This window comes from Caballeronia sp. INML1, assembly GCF_023631085.1.
In the GTDB taxonomy this organism is placed as follows: domain Bacteria; phylum Pseudomonadota; class Gammaproteobacteria; order Burkholderiales; family Burkholderiaceae; genus Caballeronia; species Caballeronia turbans.
Window position 1 is genome coordinate 86,967 of sequence record NZ_JALQDT010000075.1, and the last position, 13,386, is coordinate 100,352.

Annotated in this window: 9 protein-coding genes; 4 read left to right on the plus strand and 5 right to left on the minus strand. The window is 62.3% G+C overall.

What is annotated here, in order from left to right; translation table 11 throughout:
• The first annotated feature begins 33 nt into the window (after nucleotides 1–33).
• From NCR38_RS29945 to NCR38_RS29955, 3 genes are all read left to right on the plus strand, one after another.
• Nucleotides 34–1,116 (plus strand): hypothetical protein, encoded by a 1,083-nt coding sequence (locus NCR38_RS29945; protein WP_250478077.1) that lies wholly within the window; start codon nucleotides 34–36, stop codon nucleotides 1,114–1,116.
• A 5-nt stretch (nucleotides 1,117–1,121) separates the two neighbouring features.
• Complete coding sequence (locus NCR38_RS29950) at nucleotides 1,122–2,135, plus strand: polysaccharide deacetylase family protein (RefSeq protein WP_250478078.1); 1,014 nt, start codon at nucleotides 1,122–1,124, stop codon at nucleotides 2,133–2,135.
• A gap of 123 nt (nucleotides 2,136–2,258) precedes the next feature.
• On the plus strand, nucleotides 2,259–4,193 hold the full coding sequence (locus tag NCR38_RS29955) for an acyltransferase family protein (protein ID WP_250478079.1): 1,935 nt from the start codon (nucleotides 2,259–2,261) through the stop codon (nucleotides 4,191–4,193).
• Between the two features lie 48 nt (nucleotides 4,194–4,241).
• Here NCR38_RS29955 and murJ read toward each other — a convergent pair whose 3' ends face one another.
• Together murJ and NCR38_RS29965 are read right to left on the minus strand one after the other, a co-directional pair.
• Nucleotides 4,242–5,627: a murein biosynthesis integral membrane protein MurJ gene (gene murJ / locus NCR38_RS29960; protein ID WP_061119587.1), complete on the minus strand. Its 1,386-nt coding sequence runs from the start codon at nucleotides 5,625–5,627 to the stop codon at nucleotides 4,242–4,244.
• Nucleotides 5,628–5,833: 206 nt separating this feature from the next.
• Nucleotides 5,834–6,397: a serine O-acetyltransferase gene (locus tag NCR38_RS29965; protein ID WP_061119545.1), complete on the minus strand. Its 564-nt coding sequence runs from the start codon at nucleotides 6,395–6,397 to the stop codon at nucleotides 5,834–5,836.
• A gap of 1,118 nt (nucleotides 6,398–7,515) precedes the next feature.
• Here NCR38_RS29965 and NCR38_RS29970 point away from each other — a divergent pair.
• A complete protein-coding gene (locus tag NCR38_RS29970; RefSeq protein WP_061119546.1) occupies nucleotides 7,516–8,733 on the plus strand; it encodes a hypothetical protein in 1,218 nt (405 codons plus the stop codon).
• An 83-nt stretch (nucleotides 8,734–8,816) separates the two neighbouring features.
• Here the strand turns inward: NCR38_RS29970 and NCR38_RS29975 are convergent, their stop codons facing one another.
• The 3 genes from NCR38_RS29975 to NCR38_RS29985 form a co-directional block, all read right to left on the minus strand.
• On the minus strand, nucleotides 8,817–9,992 hold the full coding sequence (locus tag NCR38_RS29975; protein ID WP_061119547.1) for a GDSL-type esterase/lipase family protein: 1,176 nt from the start codon (nucleotides 9,990–9,992) through the stop codon (nucleotides 8,817–8,819).
• Between the two features lie 282 nt (nucleotides 9,993–10,274).
• Nucleotides 10,275–12,650 (minus strand): penicillin-binding protein 1A, encoded by a 2,376-nt coding sequence (locus NCR38_RS29980; protein ID WP_061119548.1) that lies wholly within the window; start codon nucleotides 12,648–12,650, stop codon nucleotides 10,275–10,277.
• 74 nt (nucleotides 12,651–12,724) lie between these two features.
• Nucleotides 12,725–13,261 (minus strand): Lrp/AsnC family transcriptional regulator, encoded by a 537-nt coding sequence (locus NCR38_RS29985; protein WP_061119549.1) that lies wholly within the window; start codon nucleotides 13,259–13,261, stop codon nucleotides 12,725–12,727.
• Nucleotides 13,262–13,386: the final 125 nt, after the last annotated feature.

A 13,386-nucleotide genomic window follows, 5' to 3' on the forward strand; every position in this document is an offset into this window, starting at 1 on the left:
GGACAATAACTAAAGCGTATAAAGGCCAGAACGATGCAAGCAACGACAATGGACAACACGGCGCAGCAGCGCGCACCCGCGAAGCGGGTGCGCGGATTCGCGTACTTCTTGACGCCCTCCGGATGGGCGTTCCTGGTGCTGGCGACCGCCGCGATTTCGATCGTCGCGTTCCGCGAGCGCAGCGTCGGGCTGATCTTCGACCAGGAAGCGTACATCCAGTACTTCCGGTCGACGGACTGGCACTGGCTCGTGCAGTTCTATCAGAACCGCCAGTCGGACATGGGCTTTCTCATCAGCCTGATCACCGAGGAGCTCGGCTGGCGCTCGTGGGTCATATTGCTCAACGCGTTCGGCGTGACGCCCGAAGGCGGCATTCGCACGACGGTCGTGCTGCTCAACCTGATCGTGATGTACTCGCTGCTGCAGACGCGGCGGCCGCTCGTGGGCCTGCTTCTGTGGCTCGTCATTCCGTATGCGCTCGCGACCGTCGGCCTGTTCCAGATCCGGCAGGGCTTCGGGCTCGCAATTGCCATGCTGTTCACCTGCCGCTTCAACCGCCCCACGCTCGGCATGGGCCTCGCGAGCTTCGTGCACACGACCTTCGCGGTGCCCACTGCGCTGCTGCTCGCGGCGGGTTTCGGCGGCGAGAAAAAGCGCTCGCTCATCGTGGTCAGCGCGGTGGCGATCGTGCTGGCGTCGGCGGCGAAGTTCCTGTTCGCGAACTACGGCGGACGCCGTATCGACGAATACACCGGCTATCAGGAAAACTTCACGATCAAGCTGCTGGCGCTGCTGTTCTTCTACACGATGGCCTCCGTCATGGTGCTGTACTCGTCGTGGCGCTCGCCGGAAACAAAGCGGGAAATCGCCTACACGCGCCTGTCGATCATGCATTTCGGCCTGTTCGTGTATCTCGTCGTCGCGTTCTTCGTGTTCCCGTTCGCCAAGGGCCGCGTCTGGTATTGCGTGCCGCTGCTGCTGCCGTTCCTCGCGCCGGAAATCAAGTTCAAGAACGCGGCCGTTCTCGTCATCACCTTCGGCGTGTTCGTGGCCGTCGCCGCCGACGCAACGAAGAGTTATTTCGAAGGCGTCTATCACTACTTCCTGATGCCCTGACGACGATGTCCTACTTCCTGATTTCGCTCGATTTCGAATTGATGTGGGGCGTGCGCGACCATCGCTCGATCGCTACGTACGGAAAGAACATCCTCGGCGTGCGCGAGGCGATTCCGGCCATGCTCGCGATGTTCACGAAGTACCGCGTGAAGGCGACATGGGCGACGGTCGGCATGCTGCTCTTCGATAACAAGAAGGACCTGCTCGCGAATCTGCCCGACATCCGCCCGACCTATAACGATACGAAACTCAGTCCGTACGCGAACGGCTATATCGATTCGATCGGCACGGACGAGAAAAGCGATCCCTACCATTACGGCCTGTCGCTCGCGCGACAGATCGTCGATACCGAAGGCAGCGAGCTCGCAAGCCATACCTTCTGTCACTACTACTGCCTCGAAGCGGGACAGGACAAGGCGCAATTCGCCGCCGACATGCAAGCGTCCGTCGCGTCGATCCGGCGTCTCGCCGATCCGCCCGCGAGCATCGTGTTTCCGCGCAATCAGGTGAACAACGCGTACCTTTCGGTGTGCGCGGAAGCGGGACTGATCGCGTACCGGGGCACCGAACGCAACTGGATGTATCGCGAAACATCGCGCGCCGATGAAGCCGCGCTGCGCCGCGCCGCGCGTCTCGCCGATGCCTATGTCAATCTCTCGGGCGATCACGCCTTCGATCCGCGCCCTTCGGGTGGTGGGCTCGTCGATGTGCGCTCCAGCCGCTTCCTGCGTCCCTATGCGCGCAACAAGGCTGCGCTGGAATGGCTGCGCATCCATCGGATCAAGCAGTCGATGACTTCGGCGGCGCGCACGGGACGCTCGTTTCATTTGTGGTGGCATCCGCATAACTTCGGCGCGAATCTCGCCGAAAACCTCGCGGTGCTCGAAGCGGTGCTCAAGCATCAGGCGCATCTGAGAGACACCTACGGCATGCAGCCCGCGACCATGGCGGAAGTCGCGCGCGCGACGCAATCCGAAGAGAGCCGGCTTGCGGAGATGGAATTCGGCCTGTTCGTTTGACCAAGTTCGAAGAAGCAACAACAAGACACTAGAAAACGACCCGCACCGCGGGTGCGATGCACGGGCGATGGCCATTGCATCGCGCCGGCGCGCGCCGGGGATAAGAACAAAGGGGGAAGTGCGATGAATTTTCGTAACGACATAAACGGCTTGCGCGCGTTCGCGGTCCTCGCGGTCGTCCTGTTCCACTTCGATGTGCCCGGCTTCAAGGGCGGCTTTCTCGGCGTCGACGTGTTCTTCGTGATCTCCGGCTACCTGATGACGAGCATCATCTTCAGGCGCATCGCGAAGGGCAGGTTCTCGGTGCTCGAGTTCTATGGCGATCGGGCGCGGCGCATCGTTCCGGCGCTCGCGTTTCTCTGCTTCGCGCTTTTCGTGCTCGGCTGGCTCGTTTTCCTGCCCTCCGAATTCCGCGCGTTCGGCAAGGCGGCGGCTTCGAGCCTCGGGTTCTTCTCCAATATCGTCTACTGGCGCGAGGCGGGTTATTTCGATGTCCGCTCGCACCTGAAGTGGCTGCTGCACACGTGGTCGCTTTCCGTCGAGTGGCAGTTCTATCTTCTGTATCCGCTCGGCATCCTCCTCGTGCGCAAGCTGTTCGGGCATCGCGGGACGGTGATCGCGATGATCGGTACCGCGCTCGCGTCGCTTGCGGTGTGCGTCTATCTCTCCGATCCCACCAAATGGCCGACGGCTGCGTTCTTCCTGCTGCCGACGCGCGCATGGGAAATGCTCGCGGGCGGTCTCGTGTACCTGTTCCCGGTAACGCCGCGCAGACCCCTGCGCCGGACGCTCGAAATCGCCGGCCTGGCGATGATCGTGTACGGCACGCTCACCTTCAACGAAAACAATGCGTGGCCCGGCTATCTCGCGCTCGTGCCGGTTCTGGGCACGGCGCTCGTGATCCTCGCGGCGCGCAAGCATTCGATCTTCACGTGCAATCCGCTCGCGCAGTTCATCGGCAAGATTTCGTACTCGGTGTATCTCTGGCACTGGCCGTTCGTCGTCGCGCTCACGTACTTCGACAAAGAAGGCTCGCTGCCGTGGCGCGTGGGCGCCATCGCCGGCGGTTTCGCGATGGGGTATCTGTCGTACGCGCTCGTCGAGTCGAAGACGAGAAAGCCGTCGCATGGCGAGGCGCGCGCGTTTCCGAAGTTCATCACGCTGCGCCCGATTCTCGTGTTCACGCTGCTGCTCGCAATCGGCGGCGGCAGCATCTATGCGAACCAGGGCGTGCCGAATCGCTTCGACCGCTCCGTGTTCATCGCCGACAGCGAGACCTACGACACGAATCCGCACCGCACGAAGTGTCACATGATGATCGATCCGTGCGACGTCGCGAGCAAGCAGAAGGATAGCCGCGCGGTCGTCCTCGGCGACAGCCACGCGGAGGCGATCGCCGAAGCAGTCGTCGATGCCGTGCCGAACGGCAAGCCGGACGATGTGCTGCTCATCACGATCGAAGGCTGTCCGACGATCTACGGCATCCGTCGCGGCGACGGCGACTGCTTCGAGCAGGACCGCAAGTACATCGATATCCTGAGCCGCGATCAGACCGCGAAGACGCCCGTCATCATCGCCAATCACTGGTCGCAGTACTGGTCGGGACCGTCCCCGGATGATTATTCGTTCGTCGATCCGGAGCGGCCTGCGCAGACGCCCACGCCGTTTTCGACCGAGTCGTATCGCGAGCATTTGCTGTCGACGGTCTGCCGCATTTCGAAGATCCGGCCCGTCTATCTGGTCGAGCCGATTCCGGAGTTCGACTTCAACGTGCCGCTGGTGCTCGCGCGCGAGAAGATGAAAGACCCGCACGCGCCCGATCTGTCGATCACGCTCTCGGATTACGTCCAGCGCAACGGCGGTTTGCTGCAGGCGATGCGCCAGGCCCACGACGAGTGCGGCATCCATCTGCTCGACCCGCGCCCGTATCTGTGCCCGGACGGCAAATGCATGGGCTCGCACGACGGCCGGCCGCTCTATTCCGACTTCCACCACATGAGCGAATACGGCAACCGCTTCCTCGTGCCGATGTTCCGGCATGTGTTCGAACAGACGTGAGCGCGCGCGAAATCGACGACAGAACGGCCTCCTTCGGGAGGCCGTATTTCATTCGGACGTGCCGGCTTCGGTTTGCGGACCATTACCGGTGAAGGGCGGCGCGAAGCGCGTCCAGAAGATGTAGCTCGCAAGCACCGCCATCGCGCCGATGCCGGTTGCGAGCAGCACGCCCTGAGCGCCATAGAGACGCACGAGAATGACGTTGCCGATGATCTTGGTCCCGAAGCCGATCAGCGAAATGACGGAGATCGCCCGATAACGCGTTTCACTCGCGAACAACTGCACGAGCACGCACATGCCGAAGTAGAACGGCACTTGCAGCAGCCCGTAGCGAAAGAGCGTGGTCACTGCGATCGTGTCCTCGGCCGTGAAGGCGCCTTTCTGGAACAGCAGCTTGACCACGTACGGTGCGAGCGCATACGCGAAGAGTCCGCCGACGAGACCGAGCATCGTCATGATGCCCGACCACTTCAGCGCGGTGCTGCGCGCGCGCGCATGATCGCCGCGATGAAGAATCTCCGCGAGAATCGGCAAGGTTGCGCGGGTGATGGCGAGCGCGCCCATGCTGAGCACGAGCGAGAGCAGGCGGTTCGCGTAGCCGAGCGTCGCGATGGCGCCGTCGCCTTGCTGCGCCATGAAATACTGGTCGATGGGAAGCCAGAGGCTCGCGACGACCGAACCGATCATGAGCATGCCCATCGAGCGGATCGTCGACGGCCACTGTGTCGCGCGCGCCGAGACGCGCGGCAGTACGGCCATCGAATCGGCGCGTCTGGCCAGCACCCGCAGCCACGCAGCCTGAACCACGAAGCCGAGCGACGTGCCGAGAACGAGCGGCATGATCGACGTGTTGTTGCGCGCGGCAAGCACGAAGACGAGCAGGCCGATGGCCGGCACGCATTCCAGCAACGTATTGATGTGCTTGCCCGAAGCCTGCAGGCGCGACGACGAGATGCAGATCGTGAAGGTCAGCACGCCGACCGGCGTCATGCTGATGATCATGTCGCGGCACATGTCGCGCGTGGATTCCGCGAGACTGCCCGCGATCACATCCGCGAGATAAGGCCAGAAGAGCCAGAGCAGGAGCGAGGACGCGAGGCCGAGGACGAGCCCGATGCCTTCCAGCTCGCCGAGAAAGCCGTCGCGCTGGGACTTGTCTTCCTTGAGCGACACGAGCGCGGGAACGAGCAGCACCGCCAGCACGTTCGTGAGCATCGAGGGCAGCCAGGTGACGAGCGTGAGCGCGAACTGATACGCGTCGACGGTTCCGCTGATCCCGTAGCGATACGCGATCGCCATTTCCTTCGACGCGCCGATACATTTCCCGGCGATCACGAATATCAGCAGAACGACCGCGCTTCTCGCGATCCGCTTGTGATCCTGATGCACGCCGCCGAGACGTCGTCTTACCGATTGCACAGCTGTGCTCAGCACGTGTACTCCTCCTGCGTTGGAGCCTTTCGTCGCGTGGCTCGACGTCAGGTTGAAATCGCCATGCGATGAGATACGCGAAAGCCGCCGGCTTTCGCGTGAGAGTGACGAGCATGCACGAAAACGGGCGCCGCGACTGTTCGCCAAGGCACCCGGCAACGCCGATGACGGCGCGCTTGCCGTCCGGAAGACGCGAAGCGCGTCTTTTCTTACGACGATTGCACGCTCCAGGGACGCACGATGTAGCGCGCCGCGCGATCGGGCGATGCATCGTTCGTCAGGATTCGCGCCGGGCAGCCGGCCACGGTCACGTTCGATGGAATGTCTTTCGTCACGACGCTGCCCGCGCCGATCGTCACGTTGTCGCCGATGGTCACGTCTTCGACGATGCAGACGTTCGGCCCGATATACACGTTATTGCCGATCGTCGCCGCCTTGCCGTGGTTCGATCCGATCGTCACGCCTTGGGAAATATTGCAGTTGGCGCCGATGACCGCGGTCGGATTCACCACGAGCGAACCGACGTGACTGATATAGAAGCCCGGCCCGATCTTCGTGCGGGGGCTGATCACGAATCCGAACCTGCGCTGCTTCAGGCGGACGATGTGGTTGAGCACGAGCCGCACCGGCCGCGACGACGCCGCGCTCGCGAGGCGCAGCCAGAACATGTAGTTGAACCCTTCGTTCAACACCAGTTGCTCGAGGAGGAGCATGAGGCTGTACTCGCCGCTGTAGCGATAGAGGTCGCTCTTGATCAGATCGAAGGTTTTCATTGCAGCGTGTCTTTTTCGTTGGCATGGACGCTTTCAGGACTTCCCCCGCCGCTTCGGAGAGAAGCACGGCGAGCGGCGCCAACGTTGAGACTAGTGATTAGTGCTGGTGCATTCGGTGCGAAATGGAACACATGGACGGTTCGTGCGGCAAGGTCTGCCGATTTCGATTAATTTGTCTGCTGAATACCTGATTTGTTTAATCAGATTATTAGATATTCAGCCGCCGACCAGTGGCGGCGGTCGATCTGGCCGTTTAGACCGTCGTGCGTATTAACCCGATAAGGGTATTCACGGTAGGGTCTTTTAGTTTCGTATTTAAAAAAATTTCCGGCGTCGCATTTACAAAATCGTATTGATCAGTTGAAAACAGCAAGAAGCCACCTTTCATGTTGTAATTTTTGCATGTAATCCGATAGAAAGCGGTCATTCTGGCGTGTGGAATTACAATTATCGGCCGAATAATCGGTCATTAACGGTGATTAATCTGGCGAATCGATGTCGTTTCGGCATACGAAAGGCGCTTCGCGAAGCCTTGCGGGGCTTTCCGCGAGCGCGTTTTACCGACCCGGCGAGTGAAGGTTCACGTTCTAAGTCGCAAATGTTCATATGAATGTCAATCATCTTATATAAGGTGGTTTGAAGTGGTGTCATTCATCTACGGTATTAACAATCAAAACGACCTGGATTAATTCACTCATCGGTGAATGAAAGAGAAAATGCGTAACGATAAAGCGCTCAAAAAAGAAAATAAAAAGTTACAAGCGTACATTCTGTAACAAGTCGCGGGTAGAAACGCCTCGTAACAATCGGTAGTATTAATAAAAGACGGTAATTACTTCCGTCAGACTTCAGTGCTCCGGCGGTCCGTTCACGGACGATCGGGCATGGGGTGAATAGGTCTTCCGGCATATCTGGTTCCTTATCCCGAAGTCGCCCTGTTTTTCGCCGAGATGCCTTTCGGAGTCGCCGTGTGCGGCTGTCGAGCGCTGAGCGGCGCAATCGTTTGCGCCTGCTTTTTTGCGTTGGTCATCTCATTGCCCATTAAGAAACGTTGCGTGCGGCCGATGTCGCAGGAACGGGATCGTCCGTCGATAACGCACGACCAATTGGAAAGACTAATGCTTCCTAACAACACTCAGGCAGACACCCAAGCAGACAACACCGTCGTCGGCGCCCGTATTGCAACCCGTCGCAAGCTGCTGACCTCGCTCATCGCGGGCAGCGGTGCGTTCGTGCTCGCCGCATGCGGCGGCGGCGGCGATGGCGCGACGCCTGATTCCGTCGCGGATCGCTGGAGAAGGAGAAACAACGGTGGCGCCTCCACGGCGACGCCCGCGAGCTCGGCTTCGTCCACGACGACTGCCAGCGCGGCGGCCCCCGCCAGCGCGGCAACGCCTGCCAGCTCGACGTCCGCCGCAGCCGATAACACCGCCGGCACCATCAACGCGTCGTCGTTCGGCGTGAAGGCCGATGGCTCGACCAACGACCGCGCCGCGCTCCAGGCTGCCATCGACGGCTCCGTCGGCCAGATCCTGCTGATCTCCGGCCAGGTCCGCATCGACACGACCGGCCTCAAGCTGCGCACGAACAGCCACATCCGCTTTGCGTCGGGCGCTTCGATCAAGCTGCTGCCGCACAACGCCGACATTTACCAGATGATGCTCATCGAAGACGTGAGCAACGTCATCGTCGAAAACGCGTATCTCGACGGCAGCAAAGAGCTGAACTCGGCTTCGGGCGGCGAGCACGGCATGGGCTTCTCGATCATCGGCGGCCAGAACGTGCATCTCATCTCGCCGACGACGATCAACACGTGGGGCGACGGCATCTACATCAACGATAGCCAGACCAAGAAGAACACGCCGACGTACAACCTGACCGTCGACAACCACAAGGCGGACGGCTGCCGTCGTCAGGGCGTGTCGATCATCTCGGGCGACACGATCACGTTCAACAGCCCGGTGTGGCAGAACATCACCGGCACGGCGCCGGCGTGCGGTCTCGATTTCGAACCGAACGACAACTCGGCCGTGTTCAAGAGCATCACGATCAACAGCCCGACGACGGCGAACTGCAAGGGCGGCGGCATCAACGTGTGGTTCGGCTCGCTGCCGGGTCCGATCAGCAAGACGGTCACCATCGCGATCAACAACCACGTCGACACGACGAGCCCGGGCGGTTCGTTCGCGGTTCAGGGTCTGTCGCTCGACGGCTACATCGTGAACGGCCAGATCAGCAGCTCGAATCCGAAGTGGAAGTACCCGCTGATCGTCGAGCAGTGGGACAACTCGGGTCCGCGCATCAACGTCACGAACCCGACGATCGTCAAGTCGTAATCGGCGACGAAGGAAAAACGCCATGCGGAAAAGCTCATCTCCGCATGGCGTTTTTTGCGTTTTTGCGGCGTGACATGACGCCGCTACTTGAACCAGCCGAGATTCACCGAATTGGAAATCGCCTGCAGTCCCGCCTGATTCGGATGCAGATGATCGCCGCTGTCGTATGCGTGGAGCATGACGGGGGGATTCGAAGGATCGCCGAGCGCGGCCGCCTGATCGAGCACGGCGTCGCATCCGCTGTCGGCGGTGGCGACGAACGCGTTCACCGCTGCGCGCGTCGCCTCGATGTCCGGCGTCCACGACGAAACACCCTCGAACGGCGTGAGCGTCGAGCAGATCACGCGGACGCCCGCTGCGTGCGCGCTTTGCGTCAGCTGGCTGAACGCGCCGGTCAGACTGGCGGCTGTCGGCGGCGCGCCACCGATCAGGTTGTTGACCGCGTCGTCGGAAATGATGACCCACTTCACGTTGTATTGGTTCAGCACGTCGCGCTGGAAGCGTGAAAGACCCGCCTCGCCGGAATCGTTCGTGAAGAAGTCGTTGCCGGAGATGCCCTGGTTCAGCACGCCGACCGTCATGCCGGCTTGCTGCAGACGCGCGGCCAGCAAGTTCGGCCAGCGTCCGTTGGTGTTCGGCTGCGACGCGATGCCGTCGGTGATCGACGCGCCGAAGGCAACCACGGCGCCCGTCGCACTGGCGTTCTGCACGACGACGTCGGTGAGGAAGTAATAGGACTGCGCGCCGAGTGCGTTGAGCACGCCGCCCGTGAAGTCCGGGTCGGCGCTGACGTCGCCGGGTGCGATGTACACGTCCTGCAGGCCCTCGGCGTGCCCGGTCGTTTCGCTCGGCGTCCGCTGCGGCAGATAGGCGCTGACGACGATATCCGTAAGCGCCGGCACCTGAAACGCGATCGGATCGCTCATGACGGCGCCGCCCGGCGGGATCGTGACGAACGGCTGCCCTTCGAAGGTGACGGCCTTGTCGGTGCCGGGCACGGTGCGCTGGCCGCTCGCGCGTAGCGCGACGTGCACGTCGCCGATCACGAGCGGATCGCTGCCGTAAAGATTCGAAAATTGCACGCCGGCGGCCGTCCCGCCGATGCTCGTGCGCACGATCTGCCGGATCGTCTGATTATTGAAGCCGCCGTCTCCGGTGACCATCGGCGCGGCGCTCCATGTGCCGGTCCACGGCAAGGTGGCGCTGATGCTCTGGGCGAAACAGGACGACGAAAGCGGCAGGGCGAGCGCGGTGGCCACGAGGGCTCGCCTGTTGCGACTGAATTGCTTGATCAACTTGTTCTCCGAAACCAGCCAGACATGAAGTGGACGTTTCGCGCGACACGGCGACGTCCTTGGAGTGGGGAGTTCGGAACGTCAGGTTCGCGTTCCTGTTGGCTGGCGCGTGTGGCCACAGCGCGCCGTTTCGCGCGGCGAAATCTTCAGCTGATTGCTTCGCCTTGACGCATCGAGCATCGGAGCATCATTCGCGCCCGTGCGCTGTGCGCGGGCGCGCATATCGTCACAAAAGGCCGTAATGCGCTATTGCTGCGCGCCGGAGGCGGCTTCGGGCGATGACGCCGCCGCCGCATCGCTCGTGCTTTCGCCCGGCGACGGCAGAATCGGCGGCATGGTCGTGAACACCGGCGCTTGCGGCGGCTCTTCCGTCACTTCGGCCACCGGCTCCGAAGCCGCGCGCTTCGTGCGCACCGGAGGCTGGGCCGCCGTCTGCGCGGTTTTCGGCTTGCCCGGCTTCGGCGCTTTCGAGAACGTCTCGTCGAACCAGGTCCTCACGCGCGTGGACACCGTCTGCCACATGCCCGGCGTTTCCTGCGTGTCGAAGCGCGCGCGTGCGTCGATCAGATGCGAACGCAGCGAGCGCTGCACGAAGTCGCCGACGATCGGCAGCGCGCTGTGCGCGCCCTGTCCCCAGTAATCGCTGCGCAGCGTGACGCGGCTGTCGTTGAAGCCGACCCACGCACCCGCCACGAGTTGCGGATGCATGAGGATGAACCAGCCGTCCGCGTTGTCCTGCGTGGTACCGGTCTTGCCCGCGACGTCCGCGCGGATGCCGAAGCGCGTGCGGATCGCCGTGCCCGTGCCGCGGTTGATCACGTCGCGCATCACGTCGACGAGCTTGCGGGTCGCATCGACGGACAGCGCGCGCTCGGGCGCGCTTTCGAACTGCGCGAGGACGTCGCCGTCCTTGTTCTCGATGCGCGTAACGAGCAGCGGCTCTATATAACTACCGTCATTGGCGATGGTGCCGTACGCCGACACCATTTCCTTGAGTGTGACCGGGCTCGTGCCCAGTGCGAGCGACGGCACCACGTCGAGATGACTGTCGCGCACGCCCATGTCCCGTGCGAGCCGTGCGACGCGTCCGGGCCCGACCTGTTCCATCAGTTGCGCGGTGATGCGGTTCTTCGAATAGGCGATCCCGTCGCGCAGGCTCACGGGGCGGCCCGAGGGCGGCGAGTCGTCGGTCGGACGCCAGGTTTCGGCGCCGCGCACCGGAATTTCGACGGCCTGATCGATGAACGTGTCCGCCGGTTTCGCGCCCCGCTCGAAGGCCGCGCCGTAGACGAAGGGCTTGAACGTCGAGCCGGGCTGGCGGCGCGCCTGCGCGACGTGGTCGAACGGATCCTGCGTGAAATCGCGGCTGCCGACCCACGCCTTGATCTGGCCGTTGCGCGGATCGAGCGCCAGAAACGCGGCCTGCACGCGCGTCTTGTTCTCGCACAACGCCTGCATGAATGCGCGGTCGGCGCCGAGCTTTTTGATGGCATCGGCGTCGTTCGCGCCGCTCGTGCGCAGCGCGCGATACTGATCCGTCTCGCGGATGAACGCGTGCCCGAGATCCGCGTTCGTGTTCGCGCAGCCGCCTTGTCCTCGCCCGGCGCCCCACGCCGCATTCGCGATCGACTGCAACTGATTGCCCTGTAGCGCGAGCGCGTTCGTCGCCATTGCCTGCAGACGCGAGTCGATGGTCGTGCGCACGACGAGACCATCGGAGTAGATGTTGTAGTCGTTGTCGTCGGCCCAGCCGATCAGCCACTTGCGCAACTGCTGCGCGAAGTGCGGCGCGCGGCCCGGCTCTTCCGTCTGCCGCTCGAAGTCGATGCGCAACGGGCGCTTCCTGAGCGCATCGAGCTTCGCGGCTTGCAGGTGGCCGAACTTGACCATCTGCCCGAGCACGATGTTGCGCCGGTCGAGCGCGCGCTCGGGATTGATCACCGGGTTGTAATAACTGTTGCCCTTCAACATGCCGATGAGCGTCGCGCTCTCGAGCACGTCGAGCTGGCCCGCGGATTTATCGAAATAGGTGCGCGCGGCCATTTCGATACCGTAGGCGTTGTAGAGGAACGGCACCGTGTTCAGATAGGTTTCGAGGATCTCGTCCTTCGAATAGAGCGCTTCGATCTTGAACGCGGTGATCGCTTCCTTCAGCTTGCGCGTGAGCGTCTGCGAGCGGCCGATTTCCTCGGGATACAGATTGCGCGCGAGTTGCTGGGTGAGTGTCGAGCCGCCCTGACGGTCGCCCGAGAACGTATGCAGCGCCGCGCCGGCGGTGCGCCTGAAATCGATCCCGTGATGCTGATAGAAACGCCGGTCTTCCGTCGATATGAGCGCGTCGATCACTTGCGGCGAGATTTGCTTGAGGCTCACCCATTCGCGATGCGTCGGCTTGAACTCGGCGAGCAGCTTGCCATCGGCGGAATAGATCTGCGCGGGCTGGTCCACCTTTGCACGGCGGATATCTCGGATGCCGGGTGTGAACGGAATCAGCACCAGCACGTAGAGCAGGAAGAGCGCGGGCAGCAGGAGCAGCGTGCGGGGCCGCAGATGCGGACGCAGCCGCGACGCGAGGCGAGCCAGAGTCGCCTTGGCCAAGGCTTTGAAATCAGACGCGGTCACAACGAAACGGGATGCCCGGACATGGAAAACCCTGAATCGTAGCGTAATTTTTCAGCAGGTCTTTCGCAAATTTGTCATCGAGGTGGCGGCGTGCGCGCGCCGGCCGACTCGCCGATCGGAAACGCCGTCGTCGAGAGGATCTCGCGCAGCACGACGAACGTGCGGATCTGGCGCACGCCGGGAAGATAAAGCAGCTTCTCCGCGTGGAGCCGGTTGAAGCTCTCGCTGTCGCGCGTGCGGATCAGCATGAAGAAATCGAACTCGCCCGTCACGACATGGCACTCCATGCAGCCGGGCACTTTCTGCGCGGCCTTTTCGAAATCGGCGAAGGAATCCGGCGTCGAGCGGTCGAGGATCACGCCGATCAGCACGAGCATGCCGGCGTCGAGCGCTTTCGGATCGAGCAGCGCGACGGTCGCGCGGATCAGTCCCGCTTCGCGCAGGCGCTCGACTCGCCGCAGGCACGCGGGCGGGCTGAGATTGACCTTCTCCGCGAGCGCGACGTTCGAGATCGACGCATCGCGCTGCAACTGACGCAGAATCGCGCGATCGACGCGATCGGTCTGGACGCCCGCCGGAAGCGGGTTCGAAGCGGTCGTGGTTTTTTTCATTGCTCTATGTCTGAGTCAGGCGAAATAAAAGTTTGCATAGGCATCAAGTCCTTCGAGAACGTTAGGTCGAAAGCATTTTTTTCGCAACCCGACCCATTCCGACAATCTCTACGATGGTGTTCCAC

Coding starts and splice junctions, on each gene's coding strand:
- NCR38_RS29945 (WP_250478077.1), top strand. CDS start 34: ATGCAAGCAACGACAATGGACAACACGGCGCAGCAGCGCGCACCCGCG.
- NCR38_RS29950 (WP_250478078.1), top strand. CDS start 1,122: ATGTCCTACTTCCTGATTTCGCTCGATTTCGAATTGATGTGGGGCGTG.
- NCR38_RS29955 (WP_250478079.1), top strand. CDS start 2,259: ATGAATTTTCGTAACGACATAAACGGCTTGCGCGCGTTCGCGGTCCTC.
- NCR38_RS29965 (WP_061119545.1), bottom strand. CDS start 6,397: ATGAAAACCTTCGATCTGATCAAGAGCGACCTCTATCGCTACAGCGGC.
- NCR38_RS29970 (WP_061119546.1), top strand. CDS start 7,516: ATGCTTCCTAACAACACTCAGGCAGACACCCAAGCAGACAACACCGTC.
- NCR38_RS29985 (WP_061119549.1), bottom strand. CDS start 13,261: ATGAAAAAAACCACGACCGCTTCGAACCCGCTTCCGGCGGGCGTCCAG.